The 16,830-nt window shown below is 49.5% G+C and carries 15 protein-coding genes, 1 tRNA gene and 5 pseudogenes; 8 read left to right on the top strand and 13 right to left on the bottom strand.

The window, feature by feature from the left end; genetic code table 11:
- Positions 1–159: MarC family protein (locus M2406_RS23900; RefSeq protein ID WP_310473611.1), on the top strand; the 159-nt coding region annotated here is incomplete at its 5' end.
- A gap of 263 nt (positions 160–422) precedes the next feature.
- Here M2406_RS23900 and M2406_RS23905 read toward each other — a convergent pair.
- From M2406_RS23905 to M2406_RS23920, 4 genes are all read right to left on the bottom strand, one after another.
- Positions 423–677, bottom strand: coding sequence for a transposase (locus M2406_RS23905; RefSeq protein WP_405050634.1), 255 nt, complete (start codon positions 675–677; stop codon positions 423–425).
- 61 nt (positions 678–738) lie between these two features.
- The gene (locus tag M2406_RS23910) at positions 739–1,611 is read right to left on the bottom strand and encodes a glycosyl transferase (protein WP_259191649.1); all 873 of its coding nucleotides are present in this window, start codon (positions 1,609–1,611) and stop codon (positions 739–741) included.
- Positions 1,612–2,955: 1,344 nt separating this feature from the next.
- Positions 2,956–3,609, bottom strand: a complete 654-nt coding sequence (locus tag M2406_RS23915; protein ID WP_259191650.1) for a Crp/Fnr family transcriptional regulator — start codon at positions 3,607–3,609, stop codon at positions 2,956–2,958.
- Between the two features lie 204 nt (positions 3,610–3,813).
- The gene (locus M2406_RS23920; protein WP_259191651.1) at positions 3,814–4,503 is read right to left on the bottom strand and encodes a Crp/Fnr family transcriptional regulator; all 690 of its coding nucleotides are present in this window, start codon (positions 4,501–4,503) and stop codon (positions 3,814–3,816) included.
- A gap of 323 nt (positions 4,504–4,826) precedes the next feature.
- Here M2406_RS23920 and M2406_RS23925 point away from each other — a divergent pair, with 323 nt between their 5' ends.
- On the top strand, positions 4,827–5,423 hold the full coding sequence (locus M2406_RS23925) for a tyrosine-type DNA invertase (RefSeq protein ID WP_259191653.1): 597 nt from the start codon (positions 4,827–4,829) through the stop codon (positions 5,421–5,423).
- 640 nt (positions 5,424–6,063) lie between these two features.
- On the opposite strand, the gene M2406_RS23930 is transcribed toward M2406_RS23925, so the two are convergent.
- Entirely contained in the window at positions 6,064–6,747 is a 684-nt protein-coding gene (locus M2406_RS23930) for a Crp/Fnr family transcriptional regulator (RefSeq protein WP_259191654.1), read from the bottom strand.
- Between the two features lie 141 nt (positions 6,748–6,888).
- Here M2406_RS23930 and M2406_RS23935 point away from each other — a divergent pair.
- Together M2406_RS23935 and M2406_RS23940 are read left to right on the top strand one after the other, a co-directional pair.
- Positions 6,889–7,061, top strand: a pseudogene (locus M2406_RS23935) (IS3 family transposase); the annotation flags it as partial.
- Positions 7,062–7,444: 383 nt separating this feature from the next.
- Positions 7,445–7,521: transfer RNA gene (locus tag M2406_RS23940), tRNA-Ile, on the top strand.
- Between the two features lie 180 nt (positions 7,522–7,701).
- Here the strand turns inward: M2406_RS23940 and phnE (M2406_RS23945) are convergent.
- From phnE (M2406_RS23945) to phnC, 4 genes and pseudogenes are all read right to left on the bottom strand, one after another.
- Positions 7,702–8,580: a phosphonate ABC transporter, permease protein PhnE gene (gene phnE, locus M2406_RS23945; protein WP_259191765.1), complete on the bottom strand. Its 879-nt coding sequence runs from the start codon at positions 8,578–8,580 to the stop codon at positions 7,702–7,704.
- A gap of 24 nt (positions 8,581–8,604) precedes the next feature.
- Positions 8,605–9,450: pseudogene (gene phnE / locus M2406_RS23950) on the bottom strand (phosphonate ABC transporter, permease protein PhnE); the annotation flags it as partial.
- Between the two features lie 63 nt (positions 9,451–9,513).
- The gene (gene phnD, locus M2406_RS23955; protein ID WP_259191656.1) at positions 9,514–10,455 is read right to left on the bottom strand and encodes a phosphonate ABC transporter substrate-binding protein; all 942 of its coding nucleotides are present in this window, start codon (positions 10,453–10,455) and stop codon (positions 9,514–9,516) included.
- A gap of 29 nt (positions 10,456–10,484) precedes the next feature.
- A complete protein-coding gene (phnC, locus tag M2406_RS23960) occupies positions 10,485–11,318 on the bottom strand; it encodes a phosphonate ABC transporter ATP-binding protein (RefSeq protein WP_259191657.1) in 834 nt (277 codons plus the stop codon).
- A gap of 1,727 nt (positions 11,319–13,045) precedes the next feature.
- Here phnC and M2406_RS26540 point away from each other — a divergent pair.
- Complete coding sequence (locus tag M2406_RS26540; protein ID WP_405050633.1) at positions 13,046–13,315, top strand: 3'-5' exonuclease; 270 nt, start codon at positions 13,046–13,048, stop codon at positions 13,313–13,315.
- A 354-nt stretch (positions 13,316–13,669) separates the two neighbouring features.
- Here the strand turns inward: M2406_RS26540 and M2406_RS26545 are convergent.
- Positions 13,670–13,773 (bottom strand): annotated as a pseudogene (locus M2406_RS26545) (plasmid stabilization protein); the annotation flags it as partial.
- Between the two features lie 125 nt (positions 13,774–13,898).
- Between M2406_RS26545 and M2406_RS23965 the strand changes: the two are divergent.
- From M2406_RS23965 to M2406_RS23975, 3 genes and pseudogenes are all read left to right on the top strand, one after another.
- Positions 13,899–14,150, top strand: coding sequence for a hypothetical protein (locus M2406_RS23965; RefSeq protein WP_259191658.1), 252 nt, complete (start codon positions 13,899–13,901; stop codon positions 14,148–14,150).
- A 97-nt stretch (positions 14,151–14,247) separates the two neighbouring features.
- Positions 14,248–14,898, top strand: coding sequence for a DUF2913 family protein (locus M2406_RS23970; RefSeq protein WP_259191659.1), 651 nt, complete (start codon positions 14,248–14,250; stop codon positions 14,896–14,898).
- A gap of 33 nt (positions 14,899–14,931) precedes the next feature.
- Positions 14,932–15,415: pseudogene (locus M2406_RS23975) on the top strand (DNA-binding protein); the annotation flags it as partial.
- On the opposite strand, the pseudogene M2406_RS26550 reads toward M2406_RS23975, so the two are convergent.
- From M2406_RS26550 to M2406_RS23985, 3 genes and pseudogenes are all read right to left on the bottom strand, one after another.
- Positions 15,411–15,530, bottom strand: a pseudogene (locus M2406_RS26550) (DUF4158 domain-containing protein); the annotation flags it as partial. The pseudogenes M2406_RS23975 and M2406_RS26550 overlap by 5 nt on opposite strands.
- A 130-nt stretch (positions 15,531–15,660) precedes the next feature.
- On the bottom strand, positions 15,661–16,356 hold the full coding sequence (locus M2406_RS23980) for a CidB/LrgB family autolysis modulator (protein WP_259191660.1): 696 nt from the start codon (positions 16,354–16,356) through the stop codon (positions 15,661–15,663).
- Positions 16,353–16,760 carry a CidA/LrgA family protein gene (locus tag M2406_RS23985; RefSeq protein ID WP_259191661.1) on the bottom strand — a complete coding sequence of 136 codons (408 nt, stop codon included), beginning with the start codon at positions 16,758–16,760 and terminating at the stop codon, positions 16,353–16,355. The genes M2406_RS23980 and M2406_RS23985 overlap by 4 nt, the downstream gene beginning before the upstream one ends.
- Positions 16,761–16,830 lie beyond the last annotated feature (70 nt).

The raw sequence follows: 16,830 nt of genomic DNA on the forward strand, positions 1-16,830 counted from the left end.
TGGTTATGCCTGCGCAGCTCAGGCGCAATTGTGAGGCTTGTTGGCAAGGGCGGTATTGAAGCCATCTCTCGTTTGATGGGGTTCTTGCTGGTTTGCATGGGGGTACAGTTCATCATCAACGGTGTGTTGGAAATCATCACGACGCATACCGGTGGGTGATTCAACCTAGTGCTCTCAAAATAGGAACAGACAAGAAGACCGTGTCAGGTGCGCGGTCTCTGGGTAATCGAATAACAGCCTATGTCACTGACTCTGCTGAGTGTTCTCGACGAGGTGAGTAAACTTTCTTATTGAATTTTGAAGGGGAAGATAAATTAGTTAGTTACGAATAATTGAGCGTGTCCGTAATTCTGCGTAACTACCCACTCGTTAAAGGTGAGTACTCAGGTGCCGAACTCGATAATAAAACGATTCATTGCCAGTTACCCGTTCTGGATCGGCATATTCCATTTTTTCGACGCATGCTTGATTGCCAGATAAATTACCTTCCGCATTGAGTCATCTGTCGGGAACACTTTGCGTTTTTTGATAGCCGCACGGATAGCGCTGTTCAGCGGCTCTATGGAATTCGTGGTGTAGACGGCTTTGCGGATATCGGGCGAATAAGCAAGGGTATTTTCTCTGTAGGGTACATGCTTATCTAAAGAGACAGTTAGCCTCATATATTGGTGCTTTATTCAGAGAAGCCATGACGCTTTTTCAAGAACACGGTGATGGAATGAGCATTACCACCGCACTTTAGCCAAGTGACCGGCTGAAAATGCGCTTGAGAAGCAGTCGTTTCTTGCGAGACACCGTTTTGCCGTCATTGACCTTTTGCGATTGTTTATTGAAATGACCGAATGGCTGCGGATTACGGTATTGTTCCAGTGTATAACCTGCCATTAATGCCTCATGATAGTACTGATCAAACAACTCCCGCAAATCGTCACGATAGTGACGGTATATTTTTCCGTCGAACCAGTGGCTGCGGTTTTCAGCCTGTAAGCGAGGTAACGAAAAACGGTGTGAGAATTGGCTACCCATCGCAGAATAATGCAATGCTTTTAGCGATTCGCGTGGCAAGTCATCGCCATCGAGGTTGCTGTATTCTGGTGCGAGAACTGCGATGTATTCAGGATGTTGTTCAAAGAATTGCTGCAGTCTTTTATGTCCGCGCAAGTCGCACTGCAATTTTTTCAACGGGGGTAACAGAGCCTCTGCGGCAGCACAGTCCCACAACACTTCCCCTAATCGTAGTGCTGAACCGGAACCCGCTGCTAGCATGACTTTCCCCGTCGCCATTGGATGATGCCAGATTTCGGCAATGTCACTGAGGAACAAAACATCGGCATCAGTATAGAAGGCACGGCCTTGAAAATTACAGCGGGCAGGGATCCCCCAACGGAAAGCGGAGAAAGGTGTTGCCCAACAATCAGTACGCCAGCCCTCGCCAGTTCCGCTAGAGTGCCAGAAGCTGGCAGGATCTCGTGATAACCGCATCCATTCAATTTCCACAGGGATTGAGGCATGTTTACGCAGGCTGTACTCCAGAACCATCATTTGTTCCAGATCACAGTCATTCGGGTCGCAGCCGATAAAAATGCGTGCAGTGTGCAAGGATTGCGTCATTAACTAAACTTCCCTATCTGAAGCCGTATCGCTTCATCGTCTTGTTAAAAAATTAAAGAGTAATCTCATTGTATAAAATGTTTTTTTAAATTCAAAAATAAAGATAACAATGATTAACAGAGTGTTCCAGAGGCTACAACCTGAAAACTTACAGTTACGCTGGACGCCCTTTATTCCTAGTATTTGAAGTACACTGGGAGGCAGTCCAGGGCGGTGGATAGTTGTGGGTGAGGATTGGGCCACTGTTAACGGTATTATTATGCCAAGGAGTATCATCAGCGATGGGGTGTGTGCTTTGATACCTCTACTCTGGACTATTGAAGGACTGGCTCAACGAGATAAACACTCCCTATTTACTCGCATGACTATGGGTCATTCAGAGGTACCGATAGTGTATATTCACCCATAGTTTATTTGTAATAATATTTCGATGTTTTTAACATTACGAGGTGAGATGAAATATTTTGTTAATGAAGCGCGATTGTCTGGGTACTGACAGGCAAGTAATATTCGTCATCGTGCTAAGAATACACAAATCGTCACTCACTCAGCAGGATCGAGCCGGTAAATTAACGCTGCATGTGCGAGGCTCTAGACCCTGGTGGCGCTCCATTTAGGCTTTCCGGCCTGCGATGAAGGGTTAACCCGGAGTAGCTGGAAAGTACCTCTTCATATGTGCGGGTGCGTACTCGTGGGGATCGCGATCTCAACCATTGTATATTCGTGCTAAACCGAAAGCGGGGTACTATGCGGATAAATACGGCGCATCTAAGAACGTCAGTCTGTGGTGCCAGCGATATAGCGTCTGTGTACTCATCTATTTGTTGCTGTCACGCACAGTCTAGCTATGGCTATAAAAATCCTCTTTGACTGATGTTGGGTATTGCATCTCAGAAGGACGTGATACAACGAAAGGGTATATCTTTTCCTTGATGTACATTTATTGGCTATACAGTGTTGTTCGGCACAATGGGGTATCCAGATGTCATGATTTGGCTGCTAAGGCCAATACCCATTTAAATGAACCATTTCCCCTTACGATAGCGCAGTGGGTTAAAAGGGAACGTTGTATTTTATCATCTGGCCAGCAGGTTTTGCACGGTTATCGATGCAGTAACGGTGTAGGGGCGTCACAATCAGGATATTTGCCCTCGGTACCTGTATCTCACATTGAGGGCAAATTTATTTGGGGCAAATATGGCGCATGGCCATGAGGCGCGACAATATAAATTCCCTCTGCTCGTTGCATTCCTCACATGGGGGAGTCGTCCTTACTTTAGCTATCGAGTGAGCTTGTGCCAATACGAATGAAACCCGTCAATGGAGCGTCGGCTCTTGTATCCTTCAGTCTGAAATGTCTTGTTCTGCATGTTGTCGTAACGCCACGGGATTGATGACAGTGATGGAGCGATAACCTTTCTCAATCCATCCTTCATCGACAAAGCGTTGAATAACACTGTTAATCTGTTGGCGGGATGTATTGGCAATGATACTGAGATTTTCCTGAGACAGGGTCACCAGAGAGTCTGTCGCCCAGGACATGCGGTGCAATACCGATGCAATCCTGGAACTGACATCTTTTTTCTGCAAGTCATGCACAATTCTGAGTAGAGAATCTGACGCCAGAATTGAAATTACACTGAATGCACGCATGTCATTTGGGTTGAGTTTTGCCATTTGTTCCAGTGCAGTAAGCGGGACATGCATCATCCATGATGTGCTATGTGCAACAAGTTGAAACCTGCGCGTTTTACCCGTCATGAAACTGTCTTCACCCGTCCAGTCACCTGGCACGGCAATGTCAATCAGCCGTGGCGTCGAGTAGGGCGGGGCCGTTTTGATGATCACCATACCTTTAACAAAGCCGTAGATCCCTCCAGCAGGGTCACCCGGACTAAAGATGACATGCCCGGGAGCGAATTTCACCAACTGTGCATGCTGTAACAGCCTGAGCACGAAGGCTTCAGGCATTTGAGACAACCAGCCTCGCTGACGCATTATACTTTCTGCAGTTTTCCGCAACATCTGTACCATTATTTATCTCTATCCCCAATGTGGCTAATGTGATCACATTCTGCTTGGTGTTCGTTAGCGGTAAGCAAGGTTTCTGCTAGCCGCAGGTTTGCAGGGTGCAGTTTGAACCTTGCACTCCCTGTTACAGGGAAAGCTGGGTGGACCTGCTATTGTCCCGTTCGCAATAAATTACTCTGTAACGTCTTTTTCTGAATATTGCCGTAATGCAACAGGGTTGGTGACGGTGATGGCACGATAACGTGTTTCTACCCACCCCTTTTCAACAAAGCGTTGGATCACGTTATTCACCTGCTTACGTGACGTATTGGTAATGATGCTGAGGTTTTCTTGAGAAACAGTAACCGGGGAGTCTGTTGCCCAAGACATTCGATGTAATGCGGATGCGATCCTGGAACTGACATCCTTTTTCTGCAAGTCATGCACGATTCGAAGCAGTGAATCTGACGCCAGAATTGAAATCGTACCAAAAGCACGAATGTCATTTGGGTTTAATGCAACCATCTGTTCCATTGTCTTAATCGGAACATGCATCACCCAAGTATCACTCTGTGCGACCAGTTCAATCCGCCGCGGTTGTCCGGTCATAAAACTGTCTTCCCCCGTCCAGCCACCAGGTAGTGCGATGTGGATCAGGCGGGGGGCTGAATCAGGGGGGGCTGTATTGACAATCACTGTGCCTGCGACCAGTCCATAGATCCCGCCTGCCGGCTCACTTGTTCGAAAGATAATCTGGCCAGCCTCATATTTCAAAAGTAGTGCATTTTGCAACAATCGAACCCTGAATGGCTCTGGCATGTGAGATAGCCAACCCCTTTCGCAGATCAAACGTTCGGCTGTCTTACGCGACATATTTGGCATTTTTCCTCCCAATTGTACGATTTGACACAGTCTTTAACGGAGAAGTTAGGTATTAAAAGTATATTAAGCAAGCAAAAAATGAAGGGGGTATCGAGTTGAGTGGCATTCTTTAGAATCGTTAAAGGTTGAGGAGGGCTTTGCTCACAATGTAACGGCATGAGTCTGACTGCGACGACATCTTGATGCTTAAGGCAAGGGTGGGAACAATATATAAAGGGTTAAAGTAAATATAATAACTCGTCCGGTTTGCAATGTGCTTTTTTAATTGAATGATAATACAAGAGTTATTTAGAAGGATTAATTTATTTATCACAGGGGGAATCATGCAAGAAAGACTGTATCTAACACGAAATGAGATGAGTAAATTAATTAGAAAGGTATATGGGGGAACAAACGGTGTAAGGGATTACTGCATGCTACTCCTTTGCTATTTACACGGATTCAGGACCAGTGAGCTAACAGGGCTAAAACTGGAGGACCTGGATTTATCCGCTGGGAGATTAAGTATACGGCGTTTAAAAAACGGATTCAGTACCGTTCATCCCATACATCCGCAGGCCATAAATTCACTAGTCTTGTGGCTGAATATGCGTAATAAAATGGTAAACCTTCATGGGGTACCATGGTTATTTATTTCTCGCAAAGGAGGACGTCTCTCTCGGCAGCGATTTTATATGCTATGCAGGGAATATGGACGATTGGCTGAGTTACCTTTCGATGTCCATCCTCATATGCTACGACATGCCTGTGGGTATGAGCTTGCAGAGCAAGGAATGGATACGCGGTTGATACAAGACTATCTGGGGCATCGTAATATCCGCCATACGGTGCATTATACTGCTGGCAATGCTGCGCGTTTTTCCCGCCTTTGGCAGGGGAACGTAATCTTTGAACCCGAAAAAGAGGGCGTCATGAACTAGGAAATTAAAAGCACGTCGGTATCTTCATCTGTGGCGAATATTTATTATCTAAGATAAATAATAATGAGGGTTTATATAAACCTTGCTTATGGTTTATTGAGGGTTCTAGTGTTTAAATGACAATAAAAATATGTGAATTGATGATGTCCTCTTCACAAATGGTAAAGAGGTTCCGTGTTATTTTTTCCTTGCTAAATCCGTGAAAGGACCCATCGACGGAGATGAGGTTTTTGGGTGTGTGGGATTTTTCACTGGGTTAATATTGCTATTGTTTTTTGGCTGGGTGCTTTTCTGAAACGTATATTAGAATAAGTGATGGCATTGAGACAGCCTCCTGTTAGATAAAGTTTTATAACAATTTTTTTGTGACAGGCATATGTTTTTACCTGATGTGTCATAAAACATCGGTATTCAGGTCGTAACGAATGCCAGTAAGGTTAACTGGCATTTTTTATTCGCTATCTGCACGTTATGTACGGAGAGAGTTGTCGTAAATACCCGATGCCTCAGAGTTACTTCAACGAACGGAAATAGGGAAGCGGCCCCTACACCTGCGTTTTAGCGTAATAAGGAATACGATGATACAGGTGCCATCATTTTTAGAGTGTGGATAAGTCATCACTGTCTATGCCCTCTATCTCTATTTCATTTGTTCCGCGTGTTGCTGTAATGCAGCAGGATCAGTCACGGTGATGGAGCGATAACTGATCTCAATCCAGCCTGCGGAAACAAATCGCTGGACTGTGCTGTTGACTTGTTTTCTTGATGTATTCGCAATGATACTGAGGTTCTCTTGGGAGACACAAACCGACATATTGGTTGTCCAGCACATGCGATGTAAAACAGAGGCGATCCTGGCACTGACACTTTTTTTCTGCAAGTCATGCACAATTCTGAGTAGAGAATCTGACGCCAGAATTGAAATCACGCCGAAGGCGCGGATATTTTCTGGATCGTCTAGGGCCATTTTCTCCATGCTTTCCAATGGAACATGCATCGCCCAAGTATCACTCTGTGCGACCAGTTCAATCCGCCGCGGTTGTCCGGTCATAAAACTGTCTTCCCCCGTCCAGCCACCAGGTAGTGCGATGTGGATCAGGCGCGGTTTTGAGTCAGGCGGTGCTGTACTGACAATCACTGTGCCGGCGACCAACCCATAAATTCCCTCTGCGGGATCACCAGGCTTAAAGATGCTCTGGCCCGCTTCGAATTTTAAAAGCAGGGCATGTTGCAGTAAACGCTTTCTGAATGTTTGAGGCATTTTTGACAGCCAGCCTCTCTGACAGACTATATACTCTGCATTCTCTCGCGACATGTAAGTCATGATATCTTCCTGATTGTTCTATTGGATCCTGATTGTTGTGATCTGAGCGTGAGTTTGTATTGTAATCCATCAATGCTGGAGTGAGAAAAAAAACGCTGAATTAAGGGCTGGTCCTCAATGTGTAATAACTAATGCAGGTATAGGGCATTGCAGCTTGCCCGCAGAAGCTATTTTTATCATCGTGCAGCACTGCGGTCGGAGGGTAAATATGCAGAGGTACGTATCACAGCAACTACCGCTGTTATGGCTATCGTCGTCTGCATACCATGCTGAACCGAGAGGACTGTTACATGACTAAGCAAATGTGCAAGCAAGGTGCGTACAGTGAAGGTGGCGGCGCTGGGCTGTCTGTTCTGATTGAGGGGAGAGCGTATTGCAGCTGATGTGTTGATACTGCGCAGGTCAGGGACGGTAATTACGAACTAAGAAACCGATACCTTCGACACACTGACGGGGACAACCCGTCGGGTTCCGACTTACCGCGGCGGCAGCGTGTAGCGTGCCCCGTGATGATTCATTATACCAGAATCCGATCTTTACTCTCTCACGTCCCGTCGTCCTGTTTATCAGGTTTCCTGTTATAAAATGACGCCTTCATTAACATCTGGTATTCAGTTGAAACTCATTGTTAACCCCTGGCTCTTGCAGGGGTAATTTTCCGTGCGTAATATCCGCCTCCGTGCTAAGGATACACAGACCGCCACTAGCTCAGCAGGACAGAGCCGGTGACATTGATGTTGCAGGTGCGGGGTTCGAGACCCCGGTGGCGGTCCATTATTGGCTTTCCGGTCAGCGATGAAGGGATAACCCTGAGCGACCGGAGAGCCCATTTACATGAGTGCGGGCAGGCAATAAATAACCTGATATCGCGCTATCGACGGCTGTAATGATCATTCTCCTGTTCACGCTGTTTCAGCAGCGCTTCAGTCTGCGCTACCCACGCATGCAGGTGCCTTACTTCTCGTTTGTTCCACTGGCATTTTTAAACAACGGTACTGTATTACCCACAATATAGCGGCGACGCAGCCAGGCTGAGAGTGTGTCCATTGCCATCACAACCATGACCATCACCAGGGTGATAAACATCACTACGTCCCAGTGCCACAGTCGCATATTTTCAGCATAGACCAAGCCAATACCTCCTGCGCCAACAAAGCCCAGGACGGCGGCTGAGCGAGTGTTGGATTCAATCTGGAACAGGCTTAGAGCCAAGAGTGTCGGAAAAGATTGGGTGAGAATAGCGAAGCGATGCTTTTGCAGGCCATTGGCACCTACAGCATCAAGCCCCTTTCCGGGAGCACGGTCCACAGCCTCATGCCCTTCAGCATACAGGCGCCCCAGCAGCCCGGTATCCTGCATGATAATGGCCAACACGCCCGCCAGCGGCCCAAGACCCACGGCACGCACAAAAATCAATCCCCAGATAGCCATGTCTATCCCGCGCAGTATATCCAACAGGCGACGTATCAGCAGAGCAACGGCCCCGGACAACCGGCCCTGCATGATATTACGCGCCGCGAGGAATGACAGCGGAAGCGCAATTGCCGTCGCAGTCAGTGTGCCGGTGAAGACAATCGCCAGAGTCATGAGGATCTGCGTCAGGTAATAACCTAACGGCCAGTCAGTAAAATTCTGCCAAATAAACATCCGTTGCAAATAAAGACCGATTTGCCCGATGCCAGCACTGAACTGGTCGGGGCTGATGCCGTACCGGGAGAAAAACCAGTAGAAGTACAATAAACCCGCTAATGCCAGTCCTCCCACACGACACAAATAGTGTAGCTGAGCCCGGAGTAGGGCCATGTGATCGAGCCGACTCTGCCTGGGTGGCATTTGATTTTCGTACAATAATCTTCTGCGTAGCCGACTGGACAGGTTGTCCAGCAGGGACACCACAATAATAATTAACAATAGCGTCATGCTGACCTGATCGTAACGGTCGAGTTTGATGTTAGTCATCAGCTCCTGGCCTATGCCGCCTGCCCCCACCAGTCCAAGAATGGTTGAGGAGCGAAAGTTGATTTCCAGACACATCAGCGCGTAGGAGAGAAAAATCGGCTTCACCTGTGGCCATAGGGCGAAACGCACCCGCTGCAGCGCTGACGCACCACAGGCTTTCAACCCGCGTACCGGCCTGTCCTGAGCACTTTCTACCGCCTCATAGAACAATTTGGTCAGGCTACCCGTACTGTGCAGCATCAACGCAAGCGTCCCTGCCAACGGACCGATACCCAATGCCATCACAAACATCATCGCCCACGCCAGGTCCGGCAGGGTTCTCAGGAATGCTACCAGTGTACGTATGGCAAGGCGCAGCGGCCAAACAGTGCCCGCGTTGCTGGCTGCAAGGAACGCCAGAGGGATGGCAATAACGACGGCCATAACGGTTGAGGCCAGTGCCATCTGGAGTGTTTCCAGGATCAGTGGCAACTGTACTGGCAGACGATATCCCCACCAGGCGAGAGACCCCTTAATATTGGAACCCGCAAACAGGTCCGCCAGGTGAAGCACCGGCAGGGTGTCAGACAGATAATTCGCTAAATCAGGTAAGGCATGCCAGAGCGTGAGGGGATTAAATTCGGCAACGTGGCCAGCGGAAAAATAGAGTGTCAGCAGCAGAACAGACATGCCCAGACTATCCCGCTTTTGTCGTAAGCGAACCTGTTTATAGTAACGTTCAAATTCGGTATGGGCACTGTTCATCGGGCGATGATTTCCTGGAATGCAATCTTCCCGGCCATCACGCCGAGAAGATCTGGAAAAGAATTAACGGGTGCTGAGCAATTCGCGCTTCATGTCGATGATAAGCTGAAAATCAGCCACACTCCCCTGACTGATATGTAATGGTCCCCCAACCGCTTTGATAAAGCAGGCATGATCGTCTGTATCGAGTTTCTTGATAGCGGCGGCCACTTTGGCTTTAAACTCTGTCGGAAGGGCGTTGCTGACGAGGATCGGTCCGCTTGGAATGGGGGGAGATTGCCAGATTATCCGGATCTGTTTCATCAGGTCCGGGTAGCCCATACGCATTAGCGCGTGGAAGGCGCTTGCGCTATAACCGCTGTTGTGTTCACCGGTCATTGAGCTGTAGGTGACTGCGCCGGCGAACTGCCCGTTCAGTACGCCAAGGATATCCTGCTCATGCCCGCCGGAGAAGGTAATACTGGAGAAGAAGTGGTTATACTGATTATCCACATTACCGCCCAGTTTATTCCTGAATGCGTAGTCAGGGATCAGATAACCGGAAGTGGAATCAGGATCGGCAAAAGCAAAGGGTTTACCTTTCAGGTCGTCCAGAGACTGGTACGGGCTGTCGGCTTTAACCACCACGACCGAATGATAACTGTGAGTCCCGGTTTTATCATCGGCAGTTATTCCAATGACATCGACCGCGTCGGGATCCCTGATATATACCGAAGCGAAGGCTGCTGGGGACATATTCAGCACCACATCGACCTTGCCGCCAAGCAGACCCTGAGTGATACCTGTATAGTCCGACGCGTTGCGTAAGCGGGTATCGACCTTCAGCTCATGCTCCAGAAATCGTTTAACACACTGATTATCGCCGATTTGTTGTGTTGAGTTCTGTCCGCCTAAAATCCCCAGATTTAATACTGACGGTTGCGTAGCTGCACTGGCCTGCCATACCAGGGCCATACCCAGAATGGTGCAAGAAAACCCTACGCGAGTAAAAAAGTGCTGTGTCATTATCTTCCCCGTTTGAATAAAAAATGCAGTTAGCTTTTTTCTTCGTTGTACAACTGGAGCAGGATGCCCTGATCCAATTTTTCTGGCGGGCCGTCGAAAATAATTTGGCCACCCGCTATGCCAATAACCCGTGTGCAATATTGATTAACAATATCAATAGAGTGGAGATTAACCACCACACAGACACCCTGTTCGGCTATGTCGCGAAGCGCGTCCATAATGAGATGGGTGTTGGCAGGATCAAGTGAGGCTACGGGTTCGTCGGCAAGTAAGATCTCCGGGTTTTGCATCAGCGCCCGGCAAATGGCCACGCGCTGCATCTGACCCCCAGAAAGGTTTTCCGCACGCTGCAACGCCTGCGGCAGTATGTTCATCCACTCCAGCAATGAAATAGCGTGCAGCTGGTCAGCTTTGGGGAACAGTTTAAACCAGGATTTGAGCGTGGAGGTCTGGCTCAGTCGACCAAGCAGGACATTTGTCAGGACATCAAGACGCGGGACGAGGCAGTAATCCTGGAAAATCATGCCGCACCGACTGCGCCAGGCATGCAATGCGCGGCCGGTTAATTGGGTGATCTCAAGCGGCTTCCCCTGCTCTGGATAACTGAAGATTTCTCCTCCGCCAGCAGGGAGGGTTCCGTTCAGAATATGGAGCAGGGTCGATTTACCCGCGCCCGAACGGCCAATGACGCCGGTCAGTTCCCCAGCATAAAACTCAACGCTAAGGTTGCTCAGGACGGGGGCCTGCCCGCGCCAGGATTTGCTCAGGTTACGCACGCTTAGAACGGTACGTTGCCGGGCAGGGTCGGAATGTGCCAATGGCGGGGAGTGGCTTTCCGCCACGGTGGTAAGATCATGGTTCATTAAGGCCCCTGTGCAAATAATACCAAGCGATACCAAATGGTTAGAAACCGTGAGGTGAATTAACCGACAGCTGCCACCCCAAGTGGAACGTTCCGGCAATGTGGCGGGGTCATCTGTTATTTCATAGGATTTATCTTATGTCCGCTCTTTTCTATCATAAAATTTACATTCAGTCATATTTGGTTGTGTTTTGTGACGACGGTCATCAGGCACCCTATGCATTGCGTTTAAAATGCGGACCGTGGGTAACGTTAGAATTTTCATCGCAACGTTTTTGAGATTATGAATCACCAGGAAACAGACTATTAGCATTCAGAGATTGTGGAACTCATGGTGGGTACCCGCGATGGCACGTCGACGTGTAATGCGAGCGCTTCGAATGTTATCCCCCCCTGACGGGACGACTACCACGAAAATCGATGACGTGAAGCCAGGTCAAACCATCACGAAAAAGCCAGTCCTGTTAGGTGCAACACTGTGTACCACAGGGACACCACCCAAAAACCGGGTAATTACCAGATGACGGTGACCACCTCCATCGTGATTTACTGGCTCATCCATTGCTCTGAGTCCCTGGTTTCTTGTTCTGACCCAGGAAGTCAGGGCCGGGGGATGGTGGCTTACTTACTGTCTGGTAGTGCTGTTGCTCGGGTTCATGATTCGAACAATCATCCGCACTTTCCCACGGTTCCCGCAGTATCTCCTCGTTCGTCTCCCTATCTGCTAATGTACCCATACCCGCCAGGCGAGCGGTGGCCTGGCTAATGGGGAGTTTACGGTTCAACTGTTTGTTTCGTTCGACGACCCGTGTTGATGCTACGCCAGATATTAAACGGCCGATTATGCCAAATTAAGTCAGGATTTATTTGAACGGTGGAAACAAATGAATATTAAAATAATGAAAATAGCATTAGATCCCAACCAACAGGATAAGAGGATTTTCCAAAGCATTTAGGTGTCCATACTGCATTATTGGCGGCAGCCCCAACGCTATTAACTCCATGCATCCCTGCTTTTGGAGCTGCCGTTTTGGGTGACAGTACCGCGAGGACAAACTGAGGTCTAATTCCACTCGCAGTACTGCCATTATTTGGAGGTAACGCCCGACCTATGAAATACAACTTTCCAATCCCTGGAGAAATTCAGTCGGGTATTACCATTGATAGAGGGGGCCTCACCGCTAACTGCCAGGAAAACGAGGTTGCACCGTTGCCCCCCTGAGGAGAGCGATGCAAATGTATGAACGAGTGTATAAGTGAGTCAATGGGAAGGTGATGTCAGGGTGTAACGGTTGGTTGCGAACTATGGCAGCAGCACCCAGCACCCAGCACCCAGAGCGCAGTAAGTTACTCGATTGGTTACTGCGTATACCGATGACACGCAGGGTGCTGCCATTGGGTGGAGACCAAAGCCTCTATTATGAACGCGCTGCGGAGCGGACAGTATTGTTGGTTTTAGTCACGATTAGGTGGCGCAGCCTGAAACTCTGGGAGAGACATCAGGCTGCGCCGTGCCCATCGGAGAACAGGCATGGAACAATTTCAAAGGGTGGTGGCAGGTGTCAATAGGGAATGTGTTAATTGCTTCGTTAGGGGTCTAGCAATGCGGTGAGGTGGTGACGGGGTGTCACATTGGTGATGTCACTACGGTGCCTTCGTCATCAAGCCTTCGCAGGTGAGCGATTATCTCGCCACGTTCAAGCCTCGGGTTTGCGATGGTCATCGTCCATGGGGAGAGACTATTTGCCGCCAGGGCTGACCTGTCACATCTTCGGCTCCAGCAAAGGTCTCGGTTTCGATCGTGTCCTGATTATATCACCGGAGAAACATCTCAAGTATCTAGGCGGCAACCTCAGGGTGTTCGACAATGATAAAACGGAGGAGTCGAGAAAAAAACTGTACGTGGCTATTACCCGAGCTCGTTACAGCCTGGCGTTTGTCCTTGAGGAAGAGCATCTTACAAATATAAAGCTGTCGCATTGGGATGGGCTTGTGTAAGTCGATGCTAATGTCCGGGGGGGGGGGGTAACTTCCGCTTCGCTCTTAGCTGACATTCGAGAATAATAGCATTGAGTGGTGGAACATCGACATTCAGTCTAAATATTTTCTTTCTCATCTGTAGCTTCCGATAATATCGAATGTTAATTTCTTAAAAGGGGAAATAACAAGGAAAGGACGCTCAGCCATAATGGCTGAGCGTCCTGGTTTATGCTGCGATTATTATTTACCTAACGATATAACATCAATGTTGAGCTATTCAGGTAGAGAACCTGCGAGATTCTTCGCTGAAGCACTGCCAATGGGGTGCTCCACTATCGCAGGTCGTGGTTCTGTAGTTGTCACCACTACAGGTGGGCCAGAGCTGGCTGGATGCTCAGAAACGATGCCAGCATGGTACGCAAAATGTCCTGGGTTGTATTATCAGCAAGCAGCGCTGCCATTACCGATGGCATCCGTCGGACCCTCTACACAGAACAGGAGTCTGACCCGGTTATTCGTGGCAACGCCAGCAGGCACGCCGGAACTCCCCCCGACGTTATTACGCTGGATATGGGAAGCGGCCAGTGCACCGGGATGTAAAATGGTACTGATGATGAATCTTGATACGCTGACGCCCATTACACAACCTGTTAAAAGCGTTCTGCAGGCATTCAGTGGCATCATCCGTGGTGCCTGGCAAAGGGTAACGGAGGGGAGTATGAAAGCATGGTGGATATTACACCGCTTGTCATTAACCGTTCCACGCAGGGGGATTTCACATCGCGCTCCAGTCGATGGTTCAGGGCATGGCCTTGCCCGTCATGACGGCGAGAACGGGGTGATCAGCACATGAGTGTGCAGTTGGTATAGAGGTGAGAAAGGATGTTAATACCCGGGCCGGTTCCCTTCGGGGATTTTTCCAGTACACACTCTGCTGATATACTCGCTGCATGAAAAAGACGCACAATACCTTACCCCCTGAACAGACGGTCTCTGACCTGGCACATCTCGCATGGTGCGCACTGATGGCGTTGCGCCTTGCGCAGCAGGAGGGACAGGCACTGTCACCGCTGACCATCCATACCTTCCTGGTTCGCTGGCTGGCCGACGCGCAAAAAAAACGTCGTTTTCCCCGCTCAGTGGCGCCGGATATTGACAGCCTGCTTCGCCTTGGGCGACAGAGAGGTCCTACAGCCGGCTTGCTTAAGCAGCTGGACTCTCTGTGGCAGTTCTGCACTGAGCCGGTGATGCAACAGTCGGACCTGTTCCGGTTGACGCATGCCATTGAATATCTGCGGTCCCGAGGCTGGATTAACGAGGTGGTAACTGATGAGGAGTGGGTTCCCGGATCCTTGTATACCGAATATGCGAATATCTCTGCATTGCTGGTCAGGAAATCCGAACTGCACCACCATTTTAACGAACAGGGCCAGCAGACCGCGCCAGTGGAGTTTGTCGTTGCCGGAGAGGGTCGTGTTGTTGGTGCTGCGTTTGATGCGCGTGGGCTGCATTATATCATTCATGAGCACCATGCTGGCGGGTGTTTACTGGCGCTGGTGCCGTCAGCGGAAGCGTCTGGTGATGCAGTGCAGGCTCCCTGAGCTCAGGCAGCATCACGTTAACGTAAAGGGGAAATGCCTGTGGAGCGAATTGATTACCTCTTGGGAAATACCCGTTCTCGTGCGCTGACGAAACGCCCCGGTTGACCCTACAGTGGGATGAGGTGCTGGACGAATGCCGTCAGTTAAAAGCCGGAGCGGAAGCTCGTCTGCGCATTGCCCTGCTGAATGTTGATTACGTGACCAGTTTCGAATTGCCTTTTCGACTGCTGTTGATACGCACGCCACAACTGCTCGCTGGTCTGCACGACGAACTACTGTTCAGTCAGAAGAACGTGCTTTTCAATAGTAAGTGTTTTGGCTGCGTCCGGAGTTTGCAAAGGGGTGTCAGTGCGATACCCGATGCGTTCCAGTACTGCATGGTGACCCGTATCCGGCGGGAGGGACCATCGGGAATGAGTGTGACACCTTATCAGCATATCGCAAAAAAAGTGAAAGCACCGCGAGAACGGCTCAGGTGGGCGCTGGAAAGCGGGTACAGGTGACGGCGCTGGACGGATGTTCAGCTGCGTAGCAATGTAAAAACGGATAATTGAGGGAATTTGAAGAGGATCAGAAAGAAGTGTTCCCAAGCAGCGCACTGTCGTTAGCTGTAGAGCAATCCCGGATTTGTCCAACAGCTCAAAAAACTGGCGTAAACACCAGGCATTCTCCCGACACTAAAGTGTTATGCAAATCTCTTTGTTGATGAAATCAATGCTATGAAAACCATAATTGCGAGAAGTATCGCAAGTTTTAGACCCTTTAACTGAACAAATGCAGTAATACCGGAAACAGGAAAGGGGCCAGCAGTGAGGTAATGATGCCGCAGAGCACCAGCGCCAACGAGCCGAATGCGCCTTCCAGATAGTCCATTTCCGCGCAACGTGCGATACCCAACGAGTGAGATGCTGTGCCCATTGCCAGTCCACGCGCCGAGCGAGTGGTGATCTTCAATATTTTAAACAGCATATGCCCGAATACTGCGCCGAGAATACCGACGAAAATCACGCAGACGGCGCTGATCGCCGGGATACCCCCGAGCGACTCCGCGACCGCCATGGCGATGGGCGTGGTGACCGATTTCGGCATGATGGACGCGGTAATTTCCGGTGTGGCGCCCATCCACAAAGCAATGGCGCCGCCGCTGATCATGGCGGTCATGCTGCCGATAAAACAGACGGCGATAATGGACTTCCAGCGCGCACGGATCTGATGCAGTAGCTCATACAGCGGATAGGCCAGTGCCACCACGGCCGGTTGCAACAGTTCGTTAAGGATTTTGCTGCCCTGAAAGTAGCGCTCATAAGGGATGCCGGTCAGTAACAGCAGGGGAATGATCACCGCCATCGATACCAGCAATGGGTTCAGCAGTGGCATATTCAGCGACTGCGCCAGCTTACGCGCTGCAAAGTAGACCGCCAGCGACAGCGGCAATGACCACCAGATTTCATGGATCATTTTTCGCCCTCCGCTGCATCCGGTTTGCCAACGATGCGGCGCTCCCGGTGGAAATAATGTGAGGTATAGCCCACCACCACCAGCACCATTAGTGTGCTGACAATGCAGGAGACCACCAGCGTGCCGAGGTGATCGAGGATCTGGTCGTAGTATTTCATCACGCCAACGCCGATGGGTACGAACAACAGCACCATATAACGGATCAGCAGATGGCAGCCGGGTTTAACCCATTTGGCCGGCATAATTTGCGTGGAGAGCAGGGCGAACAGCAGCAACATGCCGATAATGCTGCCGGGAATGGCACTCGGCAGCAGTGCCGCGATAGCATTGCCGACAAACAAGCAAAAGTAGATAAGGACGATTGCCCTCAGGTATTTCCAGCACAGTGTAAGCACGTTGGCCATAAGTTAATCCCATTTAACTGACGAATTTATATACCATTAAACTGTGACCTTCACTACAAATCACACCATG

Source organism: Serratia sp. BIGb0163, from assembly GCF_024809935.1.
GTDB lineage: Bacteria > Pseudomonadota > Gammaproteobacteria > Enterobacterales > Enterobacteriaceae > Serratia > Serratia quinivorans.

Bases quoted from the DNA above. Each gene is read 5' to 3' on its own strand.
- M2406_RS23925 (WP_259191653.1), top strand. From the start codon at position 4,827: ATGCAAGAAAGACTGTATCTAACACGAAATGAGATGAGTAAATTAATT.
- M2406_RS23965 (WP_259191658.1), top strand. From the start codon at position 13,899: ATGGTACTGATGATGAATCTTGATACGCTGACGCCCATTACACAACCT.
- M2406_RS23910 (WP_259191649.1), bottom strand. From the start codon at position 1,611: ATGACGCAATCCTTGCACACTGCACGCATTTTTATCGGCTGCGACCCG.
- M2406_RS23970 (WP_259191659.1), top strand. From the start codon at position 14,248: ATGAAAAAGACGCACAATACCTTACCCCCTGAACAGACGGTCTCTGAC.
- M2406_RS23980 (WP_259191660.1), bottom strand. From the start codon at position 16,356: ATGATCCATGAAATCTGGTGGTCATTGCCGCTGTCGCTGGCGGTCTAC.
- M2406_RS23930 (WP_259191654.1), bottom strand. From the start codon at position 6,747: ATGACTTACATGTCGCGAGAGAATGCAGAGTATATAGTCTGTCAGAGA.
- M2406_RS23985 (WP_259191661.1), bottom strand. From the start codon at position 16,760: ATGGCCAACGTGCTTACACTGTGCTGGAAATACCTGAGGGCAATCGTC.
- phnC (WP_259191657.1), bottom strand. From the start codon at position 11,318: ATGAACCATGATCTTACCACCGTGGCGGAAAGCCACTCCCCGCCATTG.
- M2406_RS26540 (WP_405050633.1), top strand. From the start codon at position 13,046: ATGGGGAGAGACTATTTGCCGCCAGGGCTGACCTGTCACATCTTCGGC.
- phnD (WP_259191656.1), bottom strand. From the start codon at position 10,455: ATGACACAGCACTTTTTTACTCGCGTAGGGTTTTCTTGCACCATTCTG.
- M2406_RS23920 (WP_259191651.1), bottom strand. From the start codon at position 4,503: ATGCCAAATATGTCGCGTAAGACAGCCGAACGTTTGATCTGCGAAAGG.
- phnE (WP_259191765.1), bottom strand. From the start codon at position 8,580: ATGCCACCCAGGCAGAGTCGGCTCGATCACATGGCCCTACTCCGGGCT.
- M2406_RS23915 (WP_259191650.1), bottom strand. From the start codon at position 3,609: ATGCGTCAGCGAGGCTGGTTGTCTCAAATGCCTGAAGCCTTCGTGCTC.